This is a genomic window from Streptomyces sp. NPDC005485, assembly GCF_040606085.1.
Lineage (GTDB): Bacteria > Actinomycetota > Actinomycetes > Streptomycetales > Streptomycetaceae > Streptomyces.
Window position 1 is genome coordinate 1 of sequence record NZ_JBEXDZ010000049.1, and the last position, 16804, is coordinate 16804.

Below are 16804 nucleotides of genomic sequence, written 5' to 3' on the forward strand. Positions count from 1 at the left end.
TCGTACTGGACGTACTTGGGGCTTCGGCCGGTGCGGCGAGGGTGCGTGCCGGGCGCCGTGGGTGCTGTGCGGGACTTTCAAAACACCCCCTAGCCCTGCTTCACCAGGGTGTACATGACGGAGCGCTGCCGCTTGTGGCGTCGGATACGTCCCTTGGCGACCAGGGCTTCGAGGGTGTTCCGAACCACCTGCGGTGTGGGGTTGCGGTCCGGGTGTTTCTCAAGGAGCTCGTCCCGCAGCTCCTTCGCCAGACGCGGTTCCTCGTAGCTGAGCAGGTCTGCCAGCAGGTCGCCGAGCAGAGGCTGCCGCGACTTCCCCTCCGGGTGGGCCTTCGTCGTCCTGGAGGCCGGAGTGGATTTGGTCGACGCGGAGCGTCGTGCAGCGGCTCGGGCCGGAGCTCGCTTCGTCTTTGCGGCGACGGGCTCGTCCTGCGACTGTTCGGGCAGGCGGGACGCGTCCGCGAAACCCTCGTACCGCTCGGCGAGGTTGAGGATGTCCGCCAGGAGGCCTTCCTCCTGTTTCAACACCGTGATCCTCTCCGCCAGCTCCTGCTGTTTCCGGCGGTTCTCCTCCAGATCCGATGCGGCTTGTGCTACGTACCGCGATCGGAGCGTGGAGGCTGATTGGCTGGTCACACCGTTCACTCCCTCGATATGAATGACGTTGCGCATGGTACCCACGCCGAGGGGCCCGTGCGGAAAAGTGTCAGCGCCAGATGGTTCGTCCGGCATGCCCACTGTTCACGATAGGCGCTGATGTGCCTGCGCATGTCGGAAGTGTGGACCTTTTTGACCTCCTGAGGAGGCGACAACATCACTCGTACGAGGTTCCCTCCGGACATACTGCCCGGTAAGTGTGTCGTAGAACCACCGCGCTGACGACCCTGGGTACGCGTTGTATGTGTCGGGCGGTGTTGCCCTCTTCCAGGGACGAGTGCGGGACGGACACCTGGTCGAGGAAGTCGAGGTGGCCGCCCTCAGGCAGATGCGTCGGCGTGGTTGTTTCTGGTCCTCTCGGCGCCGGCCCCTTGAGGCGGTGCCGGTCGCGCGGTGAGGGGGAGTCCTTCCTGCTTGCCGTCGCGCTGGAGATCGCCCGGAGTGGCTCCGCGCGGGCACCCTGGGGGAGGGTGCCCGGGGGATCCGCGAGGTGGTCGTGACACGGCACGAGTCGCACATCGCGCGGGCCAGCTACGAGCGGAGCGTGTGACCCGCGCACCATGTATCTCGGCGCGGGCTCCGTGCCGGGTGGTTCAAGTCGGAGATCAGCGAAGTGAACGGCCCGGAAAGCCCCTGGTGCGATGGCGTGTTCCGGCGTCGGACGACCACCTCGTGAGCACGTGTGTTCGCTGATTGAAGGTCGCGATGCCACGGCGGCACAAGTGCAGCATGATTCTGACACCTCCGTTGCCCAAAGTGTGAACGCGGGGGGATACCTACAGCCCGGTCCCCGGTCCCGGTCGCCGCACGACACAGAACCAGGATGGTTCAGAACGCAATGGCTACGCCCCTCACGGCAATGTCCCGGTCCGATCTGCCCGGCACCATCATGAGGGAACGCCGGAGCGGCCTTGTCTCGTACGCCGGGAAGATGCTGGGCGACCACGGACTTGCCGAGGACATCGTCCAGGAGACCCACACCATTCAGGCAACCGCCGACATCCTCGGCATCCCGGTTGGCACCGTCAAGAGCCGTCACCGCAACGCCCTGCGCAAGCTGCGGAGCGCCGTGCGGCCCGAGGCCGCCTGAAGCGGCTTGGGCGACGTCGACTGCGGCTGGGTGAGCGCTACCTGGGAGAGATGCCAACTCGAAGACTCTCCGCTTCGAGCCGGCCGATGCAGGCGATGGATGTCGGATGGTTGCCGCCGCCTCCGCCCCCGCCCTCACCCCAGCCTTGGCCGAGCAAGTGGCAGCGGCAGACGCGGCGTTCGCGATGCCCGACTGTCCCGCCCCGGTAAGGCCCGCCGGCGACGGCGGCACAGGCAGCAGCACGCACTCGACTCGCCGTTCCGTCAGGGCATGTTCAAGCGCCGGTGGTAGGACGGGAGAGGACCGGCGTTCGCCAGGACGGCGGCGCAGGCGGTGTTGGTGGCGCAGGCCGGGCCGGGGTTGCGGGGAGGCAGCAGGGTGTTGTCGTTGAATGTGAGTTGGTGGGGGTCCCCGCAGCCCTCCTCCGGGTTCTGCTTGTCGGCCGGGGGCCAGGCTCCGGGGAACTCCTGTCGTTCGAGCCAGGCGGGCACGGCGTCGTCCCAGAAGTTGCCTCGGTAACGCACGTTCTGAACAGGGCGGTTGCCCCATTCCTCGCTGCAACCGCCGATGGAGGCAACGTAGTTGTAGACCGCGTTGCGGTCCACGGTGACCCAGTTGGTGCTGTCGTCGGTGTAGATCCCTACGTTCCAGTCGCCGTACTTGCTGTCGGTGACCGCGTTGCCGCTGATGACGGCCCCGTCGGCGAAGGAGCTGCCCTGTTCGCCGCGCAGGTAGATGCCCCCTCCGTCCTGGAGGAGCCGGTTCGTCGCGAAGACGCGGTTGTCGAGGATGCGGTTGCGGCGCATGATGCCCCGCAGGTCGTCACCGGGCCCGGAGAGGATGCCGGTGTAGGGCACGTTGTCGACCTGGTTGTGGGCGATGGCGGTCTCCTGGGTCGCGGTGTCCCAGATACCGGAGGCCGCGTGGTACTCCGCGCCGATGTGGTGGATCCAGTTGTTGGTGATCCGGTTGCCGCGGTTGGTCCCCTTCTGGTCGGGCGGGACCACACCCATCAGGATGCCGCCGTCGGAGACGTCACTGATGACGTTGCCGTCGACGACGTTGTACGAGCTGCTGTCGGACAACTCCAGTGCCTGGGCGCCAAGGTGGGTGAAACGGTTGCCCTCGAAGGCGATCCGCTCGGCGGTGTGGAAGGCGATCGTGCCTGGCACGGTGAGCAACCCCGCGTCTTTGCCCTTCCCCGGCCGCAGGTACATGCTCCATGCGGAGGGAAACCCGGCGGGTTCGCTGGGCGCCAGCCAGGTGGCGTACGCGAACGTCAGGCCGCGGAAGCCGATGTCGTGGAGGGGACGGCCGGGCCGGCCGGTGCCGGTGACCAGGGTCTCCAGGACCGGGGCGACCGCCCTGACCCGGCGCATGTCCTCCCCGGGCCGCGGGAAGTAGAGCAACTCGTGGTGTCCGGGCCGGGAGCGGTCGAGATACCAGCTGCCGGGCTTGCGTGTGAAGCTGGGGGAGTTCTCCACACTGTTCGGCGCTTCGAGCAACTCCGTGCCCCCGTACAGCTCTTGGGCCAGATCCCAGCACGGCTGGTCCATGGTGATGGTGGTCCGGTGGGCGCTTCCGGAGACCCCCGCGACTCCGCAGCGGCCCTCGACATAGCCGGATCGGTAGACGAACTCGATGTCGCCGGGGTTCCGCCAGGTTCGGGGGACGGTACTGGTGGTGACGTAACCGGTCCTGGTTGCCTTCAGCGTGCCCGGGAAGCCCGTACCGTCGCGCGTGAGCCGCGTGGCGCGTCGGCCCTCGATGTAGAGCTGGCGGGTTTCGAGCCCGCCCACGTCCGCGCGCCAGGATCCCCTGAGCCGCTGGTCCGGCCGCCACGCGGAGATCTGACGGCCGCCACTGATCGTCACCCGCTCCTGTCGCGGCGTCCCGTGGCCGTAGGCCTGGTAGATCACCCGGTGGCCGCCCCGGCCGGAGTCCCCCGCGGCCTCCGACAGACGCAACGGCGCCCTGAGTTGGTACGTCCCCCCGCGCAGGTTCACCACCAGGTCCGACGTCATCCCCGGCGTTTGGGCGCGTACGGCCTGTTGCGCGCGTGCCGGTGTGGCGAAGGGTCGGTCGAGGGTGCCGGGCCAGAAGTCCTTGCCCCAGGGAGCAACGTACAGCTGCGTGGGAGTCGCCGTTGGGCCCGGTAAGGCCGACGTCGGGGACGGTACGGCCGCCACCGCGAGCCCGATCGCCACCGCCGCCTGCGTCACGGCGCCTGCCCTTGTCCGTGTACGGAAGATCGCCATGCTGCCTCCTCGATGGACGGAGTTCCACCCTGGAGCAGCACGAGATGGTGCACAGTCGTCCTGAGGTAGCGGAATCGTCGACCAAAGTCGCAATCGCCGGCCGCATCCCGCAGGACGCCGCGACGCACCAAACTCACGAGCACGGCCTTCGCGCTGATCCTGTGCCGGGGTACACCGATCAGATGAAGGCCGCCTTTTCACGTCCGCTGGTCTGCGAAAAAGCGGACCAACTTCGAGCCGCGTTCAACGCCGCCCAAGTGAGGGCTTCAGTGTGCGGTCATGGCCGGCGTGGTCTTCTTGCGCGCGCGGTAGGCGGCGGCCTTGATCTTGTTGCCGCAGGACTCCATGCCGCACCACTGGCGCCGCATGCCCCGGGAGCGGTCGATGTAGACGCGCGTGCACTCGGGGTTGCCGCATTCCTTGATCAGGGGGACGTCCGGGCCGCTGAGCAGTTCAACGGCCTGCCGGGCGACGGTCGCCAGCGCCTGCTCGGGCGTCGCCTCGGTGTGCCGGCCCGTGAGCGTGAGCTGGGGCGTCACGGGGGTCTTGCGCGCGGCGGCGTTGACCACGGCGAGCGCCTCCCGGTCGAACTCCTCGCCCAGCCGGCGGTCGGTGACGAGGCGGTAGAGGGCCTCGCGTACGGCCGTAGCCTGCCGGACGTCGCTATCCTCGCCGGGAGTGATCGTGTCCACCAGCCCGGACTCCACGTACCAGGCGTTCAGCCGCTCCGGCGTCACGAACATCTCGAACCGGGTGGAGCGCCGGGCTCGGAGCGTGGCGGCGAAGTCGAGGGCCGGGTGTCCGCATACGAATACATGGTCAAGATTCACATCACCATCTTGACAGGTGACTCCTGTCGGACGCAAGCAGTGTCACCGCTCCAAGCGGTGCTCGCGGCCCTGCCAGCGTCGGCGCAGCCAGCGGTCGTGGCTCGCCACCACGATCGCACCGGGGCCCGGGCCCAGTGCGGCCTCCAGTTCGTCGCACAGCACGGGGGAGAGGTGGTTGGTCGGCTCGTCGAGCAGCAACAGCTGGGGTGGGTGGGCCACCAGCAGGGCCAGTGCCAGGCGCCGGCGCTGGCCGACAGACACCTGCCCGACCGGTTTGTCCAGGTCCGCCCGGTGCATCAGGCCGAGTGAGCCCAGCGGCACTTTCGCGGCCCGTGCCGTACCCAGCGACTGGTCGTAGGTGTCCCGGACCGTGCGGTCGGGCCGAGCGAACACGGTGTCCTGGGTGAGCAGCCCGACCGTCACCCGGTGGCGTCGGTGCACCTCCCCCTCGGCCGGGAGGCGTCCGGCGAGTACGGCAAGCAGTGTCGACTTGCCCGTCCCGTTGCCGCCCGTGATCAGGAGGCGGTCCGTCGCCGAAACCTCCAGGCCGACCGGTGCGAGCCGGTCGGGCACCCGCACCTCGTGCAGGGACACCAGGGGCAGCGGGCCCTCCTCGGCGCGCGCGGCCAGTTCCCCGACCGCGAACCGCAGCGCGCGCGGCGGTTCGCCGACCTGCGTGCGCTCCAGATCCTCCAGCCGCCGGGTGGCGTTGCGAACCCGACGGGAGATCTGGTTCTGCACCCGGCCCGCCCGGTGGCCATAACCCATCTTCTCGTTGTCGGTGCGACCGCGGTCCGGCGCGACCCGATGAGCGGTCACGCCCGCCGTCTGCCGCAGCTCCGCCAGTTCCTCCTGTTCCTCGGCGTACCGCCGTTCCCACCGCTCCCGTTCGGCGCGCTTTTCGGAGAGGTAGGCGCTGTAGTTGCCGCCGTGGCGGACGGGGCCGTCGACCGCCGCGTCGAGGTCCACGATGTCCGTGCAGACGGCGTCGAGGAACGCGCGGTCATGGCCGGCGACGACCACGGTTCCGGGCAGACCGCGGATCTGCTCCTCCAGGAAGGCGGCGGCGCTGTCGTCGAGGTGGTTGGTCGGCTCGTCCAGCAGCAGCGCCGACGGCCGTCGTACGAGCAGGGCGGCCAGGGCAAGGCGGCCGCGCTGTCCGCCGGAGAGCGAGCCGAGCGTGCGGTCGTGCCCGAAAGCGCCGAGGCCCAGGCCGTCCAGGACCAGGGCCGCGCGGCGGTCGGCGTCCCAGGATTCCCGGTCCTGGGCCTGCTCCAGGCACCTGCCGTAGGCGTCGAGGAGTTCCTGGTGGTCGGCGGCGTCCTCGGGGACGCGGGCGAGTTCCCCGCCGAGCCGGTCCAACTCGGCGAGGTCCTCGCGGGCCTCGCGCAGTGCCTCGTCCAGCACTACGGCGATGGTGGCGTCGGCGTCGTACGGCATCTCCTGGTGGAGGAAGCCCAGGTCGGCGGGGCGGGTGACGCTTCCCGCGTCGGGCCGGTCAACGCCGGCGAGCACACGCAGCAGGGTGGACTTGCCGACGCCGTTCTCCCCGATCAGGCCGATGCGGTGGCCGGGGGAGGCGGTCAGGGAGATGCCGTCGAGGACGCGTCGTCCGCCGAGGTGGCGGACGAGATCGTGGGCGAGCAGGGCGGGCTGGGGCATGGGGAACCTTCCGACGTGTAGGTGTTCGGCCCGCGGGGCGTGTCGCCTCGGACGCGGGCCGCTTCACACGTCGGCGGGTCACACCGCGGGGGCTCCCGTTTCCTTGAGTGTGCCGTCGGCCAGCCGCAGCCAGCGGTTCACGCCGATCTCGGCGAGGAACCGCTCGTCGTGGCTGACCACCATGAACGCGCCCTGATAGGAGTTGAGCGCGCTCTCCAGCTGGCCCGCACTGACCAGATCGAGGTTGTTGGTCGGCTCGTCGAGCAGGAGCAGCTGCGGGGCCGGTTCGGCGCACAGCACGCAGGCCAGGGTGGCGCGCAGTCGTTCTCCGCCGGAGAGCACTCCGACCGGCAGGTGCGCCCGCGTGCCCCGGAAGAGGAAGCGGGCGAGCAGGTTCATGCGCTCCGCCTCGGGCCGGTCGGGGGCGAACGCGGCGAAGTTCTCCGCCACCGTGCGGTCCAGGTCCAGTAGGTCCAGGCGCTGCGAGAGGTAGGCGATGCGGCCGTCGTTGCGCTTGATCTCCCCTGCGTCCGGGGCGAGTTCGCCTGTGACAAGTCGCATCAGGGTGGTCTTTCCGGCGCCGTTGGGCCCGGTCAGCGCGATGCGTTCGGGGCCGCGGACGGTCAGGTCGACACCGCCCGCGGTGAACACGTCCTGGTCCCCGAGGCGGACCCGCATTCCCTCGCCGAGGAACAGGTTGCGTCCGGCGGGCACCTGGGTGTCGGGCAGGTCCAGGGTGATGCGCTGCTCGTCGCGCAGCGCGCGGCCGGCCTCGTCGAGGCGGGCCTTGGCTTCGCCGATCCGTGACGCGTGCATCTGGCCGGCCCGGCCTGCGGACTCCTGCGCGCCTCGCTTCATGTTGCCGGCGAAGATCTTTGGCAGGCCGGCGTTCTTGAGATTTCGGGCGGCGTTGCTCGCGCGGCGCTCAGCGCGTTCGCGGGCCTGCTGCATCTCCCGCTTCTCGCGCTTCAGTTCCTGCTCGGCGTTGCGGACGTTCTTCTCGGCCGTCTCCTGCTCGGCGCGCACGGCCTCCTCGTACGCGGTGAAGTTGCCGCCGTAGAGGCGCAGTTCGTCGCTGCTCAGCTCGGCGATGCGTTCCATGCGGTCGAGCAGGGCGCGGTCGTGGCTGACCAGGAGCAGGGTCCCGGGGAAGTCCCCCAGCACGTCGTACAGCTTGTGCCGGGCCTGGAGGTCGAGGTTGTTGGTGGGCTCGTCGAGCAGCAGCACGTCAGGGCGCCGGAGGAGCTGGGCGGCCAGGCCGAGCGAGACGGCCTGGCCGCCGCTGAGCGTGCTCAGGCTGCGGTCCAGGGTGAGGTCGGCGAGGCCCAGCCGGTCGAGCTGGGCGCGGGTGCGTTCCTCGATGTCCCAGTCGTCGCCGATGGTGGTGAAGTGCTCCTCGTCGACGTCGCCGGACTCGACGGCGTCCAGAGCGCGGATCACGGCGGCGATGCCGAGTACCTCGGCGACCGTGAGGTTCCCGGCCAGGGGCAGGCTCTGCGGGAGGTGGCCGAGGGTGCCGTCGACGGTCAACGTGCCGGTGACGGGCTTGAGTTCGCCGGCGATCAGTTTGAGCAGGGTGCTCTTGCCGGAGCCGTTGGGGGCGACCAGGCCGGTGCGGCCGGGGGTCACGGTGAAGGACAGGTCCTGAAAGACCGGGGTGTCGTCGGGCCAGGCGAAGGAGAGGTTCGAGCAGACGACGGACGCGTCGGACATGGGGATGACCTCGGGCGGTTTGAGGGCAGGAATTCAGAGCTCTGCCCTGGGCAGACATGGGAAAGGGGGTACGACGAGACGGGCCACGTCGGCGGCGCTGCTGAGCGCCGGCCGGTGGCCGTCAGATCCGGATCTCATCCGGAGATGTCGTCTTCACCCACCACGTCTGTGCCTCCTCGATACACGTTCAAGGTCTCGCACAGCCTAACAGCCGCCGTCCTGCTGGGCCGGATGTCCGGGCCGCAGCCTGCCACATACGTGTGCGCCAGTGGCTCCCTGTTGACAACCCGGAGAACGCCATGCCAGCATCGTCACCCGTTAAACCGGTGACGATGTCGGGATGGCTCGGCAAAGTTCACACATGTCGGAAGGGGCGCACACCATGGCGGAAAGACCGAGGATCGGGGGCGCACCCGTGGGCCGGCGCGCGATGCTGGGCATGCTCGGCGCGGGCGCGGCAGGACTCGCCACCGCGCCCTACCTCCAGCGTGGCTGGGAGGGGTTTCTCGGCGCGGCCTCGCAGATCGATGCCACGGGACTGACCGGTCTGCTGCCCAATCCGGGCGGCTTCCGGTACTACAGCGTCGTCGGCTCGGTGCCGCACAAGAACGAGAAGAACTACGAACTCACGGTCGGCGGACTGGTGGAGCGGCCGAAGACCTACACGCTCGACGCGTTGCGCGCTATGCCGCAGACCCGGGTCGTCCACGACGTCCTGTGCACCGACGGATGGCGCGTGGAGAAGACGCCGTTCGAGGGTGTGAAGCTGGCGGACATCCTCGACGACGCAGGGGTGCGCCTTCCGGGTGCGGCAATCCGGTTCACCTGCTTCGACGGCGCCTACAGCGAAAGCCTCACTCTGGAGCAGGCGCGGCGTTCGGACGTCCTGGTCGCGCTGAACATGCAGGACAAACCCATCACGCACGAGCACGGCGGACCGGTCCGCCTCTACGTGGCCCCCATGTACTTCTACAAGTCGGCCAAGTGGCTCTCCGGTATCTCGGTCACCGACAAGGTCGTTCCCGGCTATTGGGAGGAGCGCGGTTATGCGGTCGACGGCTGGCTCGACGACGCCGACCGGCACGCGGCCTGAGCGAGGCGGCAGGGTCCGCCGGTTCAGCACCGCCGAGCGCCTGATCCACCGGGCCACGGGCCATCTGATGCTGCTGTGCCTGGTCTCCGCCGCCTGTCTCTATCTCGCGCCGGTGGCCCAGCTCGTCGGACGACGGCATCTGATGGTCACGGTCCACGAGTGGTCCGGCATCGCGCTTCCGCTGCCCACCCTGCTGGGGCTCCTCTCTCCCGCCTTCCGTGAGGACCTGCGCAGGCTCAACCGCTCCGCGGTGTACGACCGTCAGTGGCTGCGTGCCGTCCGCAGGCGCCGGAAGTCTCCCGAGGACCGCCCGGCCGGCAAGTTCAACGCGGGCCAGAAGCTCTATGCGGGCTGGATCGCCGGTGCCGTGCCGGTGATGATGTTCACCGGCCTGTTGATGTGGTTCATGGGGCTGCTGCCCTTCATCTCCCGTACCAGCGCGATCTTCGTCCACGACGTCCTGGCCTGGGCGATCACGTTTGTCCTGCTCGGCCACATGCGCAAGGCGTTCGAGGACCCCGAGGCGAGGCTGGGGATGCGCACCGGATACGTCAGCCGGTCGTGGGCTCAGCGGTATCACTCGCGGTGGCTGCAGGAGGAGCAGGTCAGCGACCTGTCCGAGCGGCGGACCGTCGAATGACCTAACACCGCTGTCTGTCCGGCCCGGTCGGTGTTCCTGGGTGTGAACCGTCAAGTGACTGTTGTCGGGATGTGTGATGCGTGGCCAGAGTGGGACCGGGCGAGAGTTACCGGCCCGCTTGTTCATCGGAGTTCGACCCACCTCTTCCGTCACCTGTTTAACCGGTGATAGCGTTCGGGTCGGGCCTCCGCCACATGTGCCGTACATATGTGTTGCCGTGGGCCAGGCCCACACCTTCTTCTTCGATGGGAAACCAATGAGACGACTTCTGACTGTCCTTGCGGCCGGTGTGCCGCTGGCCGCGGCGGTGTATCTGCCGACCGCCTCGGCGGAGTCCCAGGACGGTTCCGCCTCCACGCCGTTCGTCTGCTCGGCGCCGTCCGTGAAAGCGCCGGCCGGGACCAGGGTGGAGGCCGTGACCGCGGTCAGCCAGACGGGCGGCACCATCACCGGTACCGGCGTCCTGGGCGGTACCGTCTCGGGCGTCCCCGCGTACTGCGAGGTGACGGTCACCCTCACTCACCCGGGCGCCGGCGACCACGCCAAGGTGCGGACCTGGCTGCCCGTCAGCGGTTGGAACGGCCGTTTCCAGGGGCTCGGCGGCGCCGCCTACCTGGCAGGCGACAACGGCGTCGCTCTGGGCACCGCCGTCAAGAACGGCTACGCCGCCGTCAGCACCGACGCCGGTGTCGGCGACGCCCTGGACACCAGCTGGGCGCTGAACAGCGAAGGCCGGGTCAACACGGCACTGCTGAAGAACTTCGCCTCCCGTTCCCAGCACGAGGGGGCGGTCGTCGGCAAGGAGGTCGTCGACGGGGTCTACGGCAAGGGTCCCGCCTACTCCTACTTCACCGGCTGCTCCACCGGCGGACGCCAGGGCTACATGGAGGCCCAGCGTTACCCCGACGACTACGACGGCATCCTCGCCGATGCTCCCGCCGTCAACTGGGACGAGTTCGAGGTCGCCACCCTGTGGCCGCAGGTGGTCATGAACTACGAGAAGACCTACCCGTCCAGGTGTGAGTTCGACGCCTTCACCAACGCCGCGGTCAAGGCCTGCGACTCCCTGGACGGCGTCAAGGACGGCCTGGTCGACGACCCGTCCCGCTGCGACTTCGAGCCGCGCCGGCTGATCGGCACCAAGGTCGTGTGCGAGGGCAAGGAGCTGACCATCACGGCGGCCGACGCTACAGTCGTGGGCAAGATCTGGGACGGTCCGCGCACCGCCTCCGGCGAGAAGCTGTGGTCCGGCGTCCCCATCGGGGCCGACCTGACGGCTCTGGCCGGCCTCACTCCGCCCGCGTCCGACGGTAGCGTCACCGGAGCGCCGTTCCCGGTGCCCGCCGCCTGGGTCAAGCTCTGGGTGGCGAAGGACCCGGCCCTCGACCTCTCGAAGATCACCTACGACCGGTTCGCGCAGTTGTTCAAGCAGTCCCAGGCCGAGTACGACAAGGTCATCGGCACGGACGACCCGGACCTGTCCGGATTCCGCAAGTCCGGCGGCAAGCTGCTGAGCTGGCACGGCCAGGCCGACCAGTACATCCCCACCCAGGGCACCGTGAAGTACCGCGAGCGGGTCGAGCGCGAGATGGGCGGAGCCAAGCGGGTCGACGACTTCTACCGTCTCTTCCTCGCCCCGGGCACCAACCACTGCGGTCTCAACGGCGCTGACGGCTCGGCCGACGGTCTCGCCGCGCTGACCGCCTGGGTCGAGCACGGCAAGGCGCCCAGGACGCTGCCCGCCACCCTGATCAACGCATCCCAGCAGAAGGTCACACGCGACCTGTGCAGCTACCCGCAGGTGTCCCGCTACAAGGGCCACGGCGACCTGGCCCTCGCCTCCAGCTTCCGCTGCGTCTCCCTGTCCCGGCGCTGACCGGGGCCGAGGACGACTCCCTGACCTGAGAAGGGCCGAACCCACATGAGCACGCAGACATCGACGCCGGTGCATCCGGCAGCCGCCGCGGACGAACGCGTCTCCCTGCCGAGGCTGCACCTGGACCGCGGTGTCCTGCTGCGCACGCGGACCGTCTGACCGCCGTATCCCTTCTGCTCCGTCCCGGCCCGCGCTCCCACGGCGCGGGTCGGGACGTCTGCCGTGCGGGCTCGTCCCGCTCGGTGTGGTGGTGTGCCGGTGCGCAGTGTCGTCAGCCGACGCGGTAGCGCACCGGTAGCGACAGCACGCCGCGAATGATTCCGGAGCTGATCCACTCCAAGGAGTCCGCCGGGGCTGCGAGTTCCAGGTCGGGGACGCGGGAGAGCAGGGTGCGCAGAGCGATGGTCGTCTCCAGGCGGGCGAGCGGGGCGCCCAGGCAGTAGTGGATGCCGTGCCCGAAAGCCAGATGACGGGCGCCGGGCCGGGCCACGTCGAGAGCGGCCGGGTCGCCGTCCTCGGCTTGCGGGGCGTCGCGCCCTGCCGCACCGAGAGCGACGACGACCATGCTGCCCCGCGGGATCGGCACGCCGCCCAGTTCGATGTCCTGCGCCGCGTAGCGACTGGTGGAGCGCTCGACGGAGGTGTCGTAGCGCAGGAACTCCTCCACCGCGCCGGGCATCAGCTCGGGCCGTGCGCGCAACAGCCGTAGCTGATCGGGGTGTTGCAGCAAGGCCAGCACGGCGTTGCCCAACAAGTTCACGGTGCTCTCATGACCGGCGACGACCAGCATCATGGCCGTGCCCACGAGCTCCTCCTCGGTCAGCCGGCCGTCCTCCTCGTCGTGCACGGCGACCAGGGCGGAAAGCAGGTCGTCATGGGGGCGGCGGCGTTTGTCCTCGATGAGGTCGGCCAGCAGTGTGTGCAGACCGGCCAGCGCCGGGCGGTGTTCGGGCGAGGCCACCCGCAGGGCCTGTCCCGACCAGCGGCGGAAGTCGAGGTGGTGCTCCTCGGGGATGCCGAGGAGTTCGGCGATGACGGTGCCCGGCAGCGGGGCGTTGAACGCCTCGACGAGGTCGGCCTCGCCCGCCAGGGGCAGTGCGTCGATCAGGTCATGGGCGATCTGCTCGATGCGCGGCGCCAGTTCGGCCGTACGGCGTGGGGTGAAGGCGGCCGCGGCCAGCCGGCGCAGCCGGGTGTGCTCGGGCGGGTCGGCCTCCATCATCTGCGCACCGAGCCCGACCGAGGGCTTGTTGAGGACGTAGCCGGCGGCGGCCAGGGCCTCGGCGGCGGGCGTGGCGTCCTTGAGCAGGGCGGGGTGGGTCAGCGCCTCCCGGGCCAGGTCGTGGCCGACGATCACCCACCCTTTCAGGCCCAGGTGGAACTCGGCCGGATGGATGGGCCCGAACTCCCGAAGCAGGGTGTACCGCGCGGGGGCGTCCGCTTTGAAGGCGGGGTCGATGACCACCCTGCCGTCCTGATAGGGGCACTTCTGATGCGGGCTCATGGTGCGTCTCTTCCCTTCTGGCGGTCCTGATACGTCCGGGGCGGGACGGTGCGGTCAGGTCGTCCTCATCCGCAGGTCGCCGCACTGCATGAGAACGAGCCGGTCTCCGCGCAGGTTCAGGTGAAGGGTGCGGAGCCGGACACGCCTCAGGGGCATGCGCGGTGCGCATGCCCCTGAGAGGTCGAAAGAACTCAGTTGTCACTGTTGAAGATGGTCAGCACACGCAGCACTTCCAGATAGATCCACACCAGCGTCGTGGTGAGGCCGAAGGCGGCCAGCCACGCCTCCTCGCGCGGGGCACCGTAGGCGACGGCGTCCTCGACCTGCTTGAAGTCCATGGCGAGGAAGGCCGCGCCGAGCAGGATGCCGATGACGCCGAAGAGGATGCCGAGGCCGCCGCTGTGGAAGCCGAGACCGTTGCCCGCGCCGAAGGCGGAGAACAGGAGGTCGGCGACCAGCAGCAGAAGGAAGCCGGTCGCGGCGGCGGCGACGAACCCGGTGAACCTCTGGGTCACCCGGATCCAGCGCATCCGGTACGCGACGAGCACGCCCGCGGACACCGCGAAGGTGCCGAGCACCGCTTGTACGACCACACCCGGCGCGACGTAGGTGGAGATCGTGCTCGAGAGGACGCCGAGAAAGACACCCTCGAACGCTGCGTACCCGAGGATCAGTGCCGGGGACGGTGTCCGCCTGAATGCCTGGACCAGCGACAGGAAGAAGGCGACGAGAGCAGCGCCCACTGCGATGCCGTAGGACCGGCCGATGTTCGTCCCGTCGACGGGCAGCAGGAGCCAGGACAGCACCGCTGTCAGGACCACGGTGCCGAGCGTCGTCCCCGTGCGGACGATGACGTCGTCCATAGTCACCGCGGCCCCGTCGGTCCGCGGTGACGTGTCGGCGCCGGGGGCGTACGGATTGGTCGCCTGGTCGTCCGTCGGCAGGCCTCCGACCGCGGCACCTACCGGTCGGCGCGCGTAGGTGTCTGCCGGCCCGGCGTCACGGGCGGCACCCCAGCGGGAAAAGATCGGGTTGCTGGATCTCATGTCATTCCTCCTCGTTCGCCGCACACTCGCGGCCTGCGGCAAAGCGTTGCCGTCGGGGTGCCGGGGGCGGCACACGTGTGCCCCGGGCCGTGCACCGGGCCGACGACGGCAACCCTGTGCGTCACCACTCTGACAGGTGATGCAATGCGGAGCAAGTCATCCGTGTGTGCACCGGGTAAGGGGTCATTCGGACGCTGCTCCCGGACGGTCGAGCAGCTCTGTGAGGAAGTCGTCCCAGTTCAGGCTCTCCATCTCCGTCTCGGCCGAGGTGATCCGGTACGTCGCGTCGAGCCACAGCGCCAGCGGTGCCGCCGGCACCTCGAACAGGGCTTCAACCTCCTGTGATTCGAGAAGCAGCCAGGACGAGGGCCGTTCCCTCGGCAGCGCCGGCCACATCCGTACGTCGCCGCAGCCGCTCATCGACGTCAGTCCGTGATGCAGGAGTTCGCGACCGACGCGCCAGATGAGGCTCGGTCCTCGCTCCGACAGGAACTCGACCGTGATCACGGCGGGCATGTCCGGATCGAAACGGAACTCCGCACGTATCGACAACGGGGTGAACTCGTCGAGCATCTGGTCGAGGTCCAAGAACAACGAAGGCACAAGCTCGGGCGCCGAACGCGCCTGCAGGGGTGACTGATCGCGGTGCATGACAGGAGTTCCCCTCCGTCGGACGAAGTCTGCGCCTACAAGTCTTCGCCGCGAACAGAACCCACACATCGGTCACTTGACGGTCAAACGACGTCGCCCGCGAGGGGCCTGGCGGCATCCAGGCGACCGAGGGGCGGCTCCGGGAGGGCGTCGAACGCGCTGCGCGGAAGGTGACGTAAGTCAATTGGCTGCGGCGGGTGAAAGTCGACATCCCGATCTTCGGCACCTTCGCCGAGGACGGCCGATTCCAGCACCTGAGCGGGACAGGTTTCGACTTCGAGCCCGTCCGGACCGTCTGAGCCATCCACGATCGGAGGGCCACCATGCCCCGTCTCACCGACCCGGGCCCCGCCTCGTTCCCGAACGAGGTCACCACGCTTCTCGGCAAGCTGTCGCCCGACCCGATGGTCAGGATGATGTCCCACTCGGCGTGCACCGTGGAGCCGTTCGTCGGCTTCGCCAGGAGACTCTTCACCGCGCTCGAACTGCTTGCCCGCTCACGCGAACTGGTGACCCTCGCCGCCGCCCACGCCGACGGCACCTTCGTCGCGGCCCCACGTTCTCCGGTGTCATCCGGTCGGGCTGGGCGCGGTTCAGGTGTGAGGGGGCAGGTTCTTTCCCAGGCAGAAACCTGACTCTCCCGCGGACGAGACCGGTGACGGATGGTGGATGTGTGCCCGGCACGGACCGGGTGCCCCAAGACATCCTCCGTCACCGTCTCTCAGGAAGTGTTGTTTCCATGGCCAGGACCCGTGTCAGTTTCGACAGCGCCGGCATCGAGATCGCTGCGCACCTCTATACCCCCGACAGCCCTGTCGCCGGGCGCCGTCCGGCGCTGGTGGTTGGACACCCTGGGACCGGGGTGAAGGAACAGACCTCCGGCACCTACGCGCAGTTGATGGCCGAGCGCGGGTTCGTCACCCTCGCCTTCGACGCCGCCTACCAGGGTGAGTCCGGCGGCCTGCCCCGCGGACTGGAAGACCCCGCCCAGCGCGTGGAGGACTTCAAGGCAGCCGTCTCGTATCTCATCACCCGCGACGAGGTCGATCCCGACCGCATCGGCCTGCTCGGCATCTGTGCCTCCGGCGGCTACTCGCTGGCTGCCACCGGCGGCGACCACCGCGTCAGGGCCGTCGCCACCGTGTCCACCGCCGAACCTGCCCGCCAGTTCCGCCACGGCGCTGACGGCTCCCAGGACCCGGCCGTCTTCCAGACTCTCCTGGACGCCGCCGCCCAGGCCCGCAGCCGCGCCGCTCGCGGCGAGGACCCCGGTGTGATGACGATGTTCCCCGACACGGCCGAACAAGCGGGTGTCCTCGCGGGTGAACACGGCGTCGAGGGCTGGGAGTACTACTGCGGTCCCCGCGGCCACCACGAGCGCTCCGCGAAATACCTCGCCTGGGACAGCATCGACAAGATGGCCTCCAGCGATGTCTTCCGCGCCGTCCCTCTCATCGCCCCTCGCCCCATTCTGCAGATCATCGGCGAACGCGCCGTCACCGTATGGATGGCCGTCGAGGCCCACCAGGCCGCCACCGGACCCAAAGAACTCCACCGCATCCCCGGCGCCAGCCACGTCGACCTCTACGACAAGCGGGAATACATCGACCCCGCCGTCGACAAGCTCACCGACTACTTCACCACCACTCTCGGCAAATGACCGACCGAGACCGCGTACACAGAACATGACGCAGGAGCCGTTCGACCTGGGCCTCCGGTCGCAGGTCCTGCGGCCGGCTCGTGATCACCCCGGTAACGCGTAGCCGAGGCCTACGGGCCTGCGGG

Annotated in this window: 14 protein-coding genes and 1 pseudogene; 7 read left to right on the forward strand and 8 right to left on the reverse strand. The window is 69.1% G+C overall.

Annotation, left to right across the window (positions count from 1 at the left end):
* Nucleotides 1-89 precede the first annotated feature (89 nt).
* The gene (locus ABZS97_RS18405) at nucleotides 90-635 is read right to left on the reverse strand and encodes a hypothetical protein (RefSeq protein WP_356139027.1); all 546 of its coding nucleotides are present in this window, start codon (nucleotides 633-635) and stop codon (nucleotides 90-92) included.
* Between the two features lie 475 nt (nucleotides 636-1110).
* Between ABZS97_RS18405 and ABZS97_RS18410 the strand changes: the two are divergent.
* Nucleotides 1111-1206 (forward strand): annotated as a pseudogene (locus ABZS97_RS18410) (6-carboxytetrahydropterin synthase); the annotation flags it as partial.
* Nucleotides 1207-1515: 309 nt separating this feature from the next.
* Entirely contained in the window at nucleotides 1516-1746 is a 231-nt protein-coding gene (locus ABZS97_RS18415; protein WP_356139029.1) for a sigma factor-like helix-turn-helix DNA-binding protein, read from the forward strand.
* Between the two features lie 263 nt (nucleotides 1747-2009).
* Here the strand turns inward: ABZS97_RS18415 and ABZS97_RS18420 are convergent, their stop codons facing one another.
* The 4 genes from ABZS97_RS18420 to abc-f form a co-directional block, all read right to left on the reverse strand.
* The gene (locus ABZS97_RS18420; RefSeq protein WP_356139031.1) at nucleotides 2010-4004 is read right to left on the reverse strand and encodes a right-handed parallel beta-helix repeat-containing protein; all 1995 of its coding nucleotides are present in this window, start codon (nucleotides 4002-4004) and stop codon (nucleotides 2010-2012) included.
* A 266-nt stretch (nucleotides 4005-4270) separates the two neighbouring features.
* Entirely contained in the window at nucleotides 4271-4834 is a 564-nt protein-coding gene (locus ABZS97_RS18425) for a CGNR zinc finger domain-containing protein (protein ID WP_356139033.1), read from the reverse strand.
* A 42-nt stretch (nucleotides 4835-4876) separates the two neighbouring features.
* On the reverse strand, nucleotides 4877-6496 hold the full coding sequence (locus ABZS97_RS18430; protein ID WP_356139035.1) for an ABC-F family ATP-binding cassette domain-containing protein: 1620 nt from the start codon (nucleotides 6494-6496) through the stop codon (nucleotides 4877-4879).
* A 78-nt stretch (nucleotides 6497-6574) separates the two neighbouring features.
* Nucleotides 6575-8209 (reverse strand): ribosomal protection-like ABC-F family protein, encoded by a 1635-nt coding sequence (gene abc-f / locus ABZS97_RS18435; protein WP_356139037.1) that lies wholly within the window; start codon nucleotides 8207-8209, stop codon nucleotides 6575-6577.
* A 382-nt stretch (nucleotides 8210-8591) separates the two neighbouring features.
* Between abc-f and ABZS97_RS18440 the strand changes: the two genes are divergently transcribed.
* The 3 genes from ABZS97_RS18440 (at nucleotide 8592) to ABZS97_RS18450 (ending at nucleotide 11818) form a co-directional block, all read left to right on the forward strand.
* Nucleotides 8592-9302, forward strand: a complete 711-nt coding sequence (locus ABZS97_RS18440; protein WP_356139039.1) for a molybdopterin-dependent oxidoreductase — start codon at nucleotides 8592-8594, stop codon at nucleotides 9300-9302.
* Nucleotides 9256-9942, forward strand: coding sequence for a cytochrome b/b6 domain-containing protein (locus ABZS97_RS18445; RefSeq protein ID WP_356139041.1), 687 nt, complete (start codon nucleotides 9256-9258; stop codon nucleotides 9940-9942). Before ABZS97_RS18440 ends, ABZS97_RS18445 begins: the two co-directional genes overlap by 47 nt.
* 256 nt (nucleotides 9943-10198) lie before the next feature.
* Nucleotides 10199-11818 carry a tannase/feruloyl esterase family alpha/beta hydrolase gene (locus ABZS97_RS18450; protein WP_356139043.1) on the forward strand — a complete coding sequence of 540 codons (1620 nt, stop codon included), beginning with the start codon at nucleotides 10199-10201 and terminating at the stop codon, nucleotides 11816-11818.
* A gap of 271 nt (nucleotides 11819-12089) precedes the next feature.
* Here ABZS97_RS18450 and ABZS97_RS18455 read toward each other — a convergent pair whose 3' ends face one another.
* From ABZS97_RS18455 to ABZS97_RS18465, 3 genes are all read right to left on the reverse strand, one after another.
* Complete coding sequence (locus ABZS97_RS18455; protein ID WP_356139045.1) at nucleotides 12090-13322, reverse strand: cytochrome P450; 1233 nt, start codon at nucleotides 13320-13322, stop codon at nucleotides 12090-12092.
* A gap of 191 nt (nucleotides 13323-13513) precedes the next feature.
* Nucleotides 13514-14368: a Bax inhibitor-1/YccA family protein gene (locus ABZS97_RS18460; RefSeq protein ID WP_356139047.1), complete on the reverse strand. Its 855-nt coding sequence runs from the start codon at nucleotides 14366-14368 to the stop codon at nucleotides 13514-13516.
* 183 nt (nucleotides 14369-14551) lie between these two features.
* Complete coding sequence (locus tag ABZS97_RS18465) at nucleotides 14552-15019, reverse strand: SsgA family sporulation/cell division regulator (protein WP_356139049.1); 468 nt, start codon at nucleotides 15017-15019, stop codon at nucleotides 14552-14554.
* A gap of 323 nt (nucleotides 15020-15342) precedes the next feature.
* Here ABZS97_RS18465 and ABZS97_RS18470 point away from each other — a divergent pair, with 323 nt between their 5' ends.
* Together ABZS97_RS18470 and ABZS97_RS18475 are read left to right on the forward strand one after the other, a co-directional pair.
* Complete coding sequence (locus ABZS97_RS18470; RefSeq protein WP_356139051.1) at nucleotides 15343-15654, forward strand: hypothetical protein; 312 nt, start codon at nucleotides 15343-15345, stop codon at nucleotides 15652-15654.
* Between the two features lie 104 nt (nucleotides 15655-15758).
* Nucleotides 15759-16679 (forward strand): alpha/beta hydrolase, encoded by a 921-nt coding sequence (locus tag ABZS97_RS18475; protein WP_356139053.1) that lies wholly within the window; start codon nucleotides 15759-15761, stop codon nucleotides 16677-16679.
* The last annotated feature ends 125 nt before the right edge of the window (nucleotides 16680-16804 follow it).